Source organism: Anaerolineae bacterium, from assembly GCA_025062375.1.
Taxonomy (GTDB): Bacteria; Chloroflexota; Anaerolineae; order SpSt-600; family SpSt-600; genus SpSt-600.
The window spans coordinates 1-2,532 of record JANXAG010000069.1 but is presented as its reverse complement, the minus strand read 5'-3'; the positions used below and the strand labels follow the sequence as shown (position 1 = coordinate 2,532).

The following is a 2,532-nucleotide window of genomic DNA, read 5'->3' as shown; positions in this document are numbered from 1 at the left end:
TGGCGACATGATGAACAGCCAGGGAAAATTGACCCCTGACTTTGGCCTTAACGGGATTTCTCGTTATAATCCAAATCAAAAAATCTCCAGGAGGTAGACCGTGGGCAGCGAGCACATGGATTTTATAGAGACCCGTTACCAGGAGCTTTCCCAACATTTCCATTACTGGGAAAAAATTAAGGACATAATAGACCAGCTCATTGATATAATGCTCAATTACCGCCAAAGTGGCCATCCCGGCGGCTCCCGCTCTAAAGTGCATATATTTGTGGCTACGACTTTGAGCGGGGTTATGCGCTGGGATATACGCCATCCAGAGAAAGCCTTCGGGGATAGGTTTATCCTGGTGGGTGGACACACCGTTCCCCTCGTTTATGCTACTCTTGCTGTATATAACGAAGCATTGAGGATAAAGTACCAGCAAACTGGCGACCCCAAATACCTCGTTCCAAATGCCGAAAAGTATGCCCTTTATTGGGAGGACCTCCTCAAATTCAGAAGGAATAAAGGCCTCTCAGGTCACGCTGAGATGGAAGGGAAAACTCTCTTTCTTAAGTTCAACACCGGCCCTTCAGGCCACGGTTCTCCAGCTGCAGCTGGCGAAGCTCTGGCCCTTAAGAGGGCAGGAGCTTATGGTGTTAAAGTTATCGCCCTGGAAGGGGATGCTGCTCTCACTACAGGTGCCACTCACGAAACTCTTAACTCTGCCTGGGGATTAGGCCTGGATAATCTTTATTACCTTGTAGACTGGAACGATTACGGTATAGATGAACACCCTATTTCCTCCGTGGTTTACGGCTCCCCTGAGGTTTGGTTCGGTTCCCATGGATGGAGAGTGGTGGGTACGATGCGGGGAAATGAATGGGGCCCCGTTACTAAAACCTTGCTCCAGCTCTTTTACGGCCCCAATCCGGAAAGAGTCCCCAGCGTTGCCTGGTTTAGAACTAGAAAAGGGCGCGATTATCTTAAATACGATTACAAATCTCACGGCACTCCTCATCCGTTGAACAGCGAACTTTTCTGGGAAACTAAACGCGCTTTTGCGGAAAAGTATGGGGTAAAATTTGAAGGATTTGGCCAACCAGCCCCTAAAGATCCTCAGGAGCTCATGGCCCAGTTTCGTGCCAATTTGGAGGTGGTTATAAATGTCCTGCGTCAGGATCAGGAGCTGGTGGATTACCTGGCTGACACCCTTATCGCCATAGCCGAGACAGTTCCTGATGAAATCCCCACCTTGAAGATAAGCCGTAAAGCCAATCCTTTCAAGGACCCCCGCCTTTACGATTACCACAATTATCCCTCCAAGCTTTTCGTCCCTCCCGGGACAAAGGCGGCGAACAGGGAAGCCCTCTCCAAATGGGGTGCCTGGGTCAATTATTTCGGACATAAAGAATATGGCCGTCCCCTTTTCATCGTCTGCGCTGCCGACCTGGCTGAATCCACAATGATTTCAGGTTTTGCCAAAGAGTGGGAAGATTTTCCTGGCTACGGGTGGTATGAGCGCTTCGGCTCCCCTGACGGTGTCCTTTTGCCCCAGGAGATAACGGAGTTTGCCAACGCCGGAATAATGGTAGGGATGGCCACGGTGAATTTTGCAGAGAACCCATGGGAAGAGTTCAATGGCTTCTATGGCGCCTGTTCCACTTACGGTTCTTTCGCTTATCTTAAGTATGGGGTCTTCAGGCTCTTCAGCCAGCTCGCTCAGGATTGCCAGCTCAAGGTAGGGAAAGTCATCTGGGTTGCAGGCCATTCCGGGCCCGAAACAGCTGATGATTCCCGCACTCACTTCGGGATTTTCGCTCCGGGTGTGACTCAGCTCTTCCCGAAAGGGCAAATAATAAATCTGCATCCATGGGAGCACAATGAAGTCCCGGTGGTCCTTGGCGAAGCTCTCAAACATGATGTGCCGATAATTGCTTTGCACCTGACACGTCCGGCCATAGAAGTTCCTGACCGAGAAGCTCTCGGGATGCCTTCCCACTTTGAGGCCGCTAAAGGAGCTTACATCGTTAGAGATTACCGGCCAGACCTCCCGAAGATGGGCACGGTTATAGTTCAGGGGACGAGTGCAATGGTGAGCATAATTAAAATCCTTCCAAAACTGGACGAGGAGAAGCTCAACGTCAAGATAGTAGCGGCAATAAGCCCAGAGCTTTTCGCTTTCCAACCTGAGGAATACCGCAACCGGGTCCTTTCGGAAGGGGATAAGATTGACTCCATGTGCATAACCACTCAGGCCCGTTGGCTCATGCATGACTGGCTTTTTAATAAAATAGCTGAAGAATATTCTCTTTCAGCCGATTGGGACAACCGGTGGCGCACTGGTGGCACAGTGGAAGAGGTTATTGAAGAAGCTCGCCTTTCACCTTACTGGGTCCTTGAGGGGATAAGACGCTTTGTAAGGGATAGAGAGAAAAGGTTGGAGAGAATTGAGAAAGCCCTAAAAGAGGCCAGGGGGTAAACTCAACTATCTGATTGCGATTTGGAAATTGCCACCACTGGATGGTTTGAAAGGGTCCCCAAAAACCTCAA

The 2,532-nt window shown here is 50.0% G+C and carries 1 protein-coding gene; it reads left to right on the top strand.

All coding sequences use genetic code 11. The annotated features are described in order from the left end of the window. Positions 1–115 precede the first annotated feature (115 nt). Positions 116–2,461 carry a transketolase gene (locus NZ653_10035; GenBank protein ID MCS7287456.1) on the top strand — a complete coding sequence of 782 codons (2,346 nt, stop codon included), beginning with the start codon at positions 116–118 and terminating at the stop codon, positions 2,459–2,461. Positions 2,462–2,532 lie beyond the last annotated feature (71 nt).

Bases quoted from the DNA above. Each gene is read 5' to 3' on its own strand.
- NZ653_10035 (MCS7287456.1), top strand. From the start codon at position 116: ATGGATTTTATAGAGACCCGTTACCAGGAGCTTTCCCAACATTTCCAT.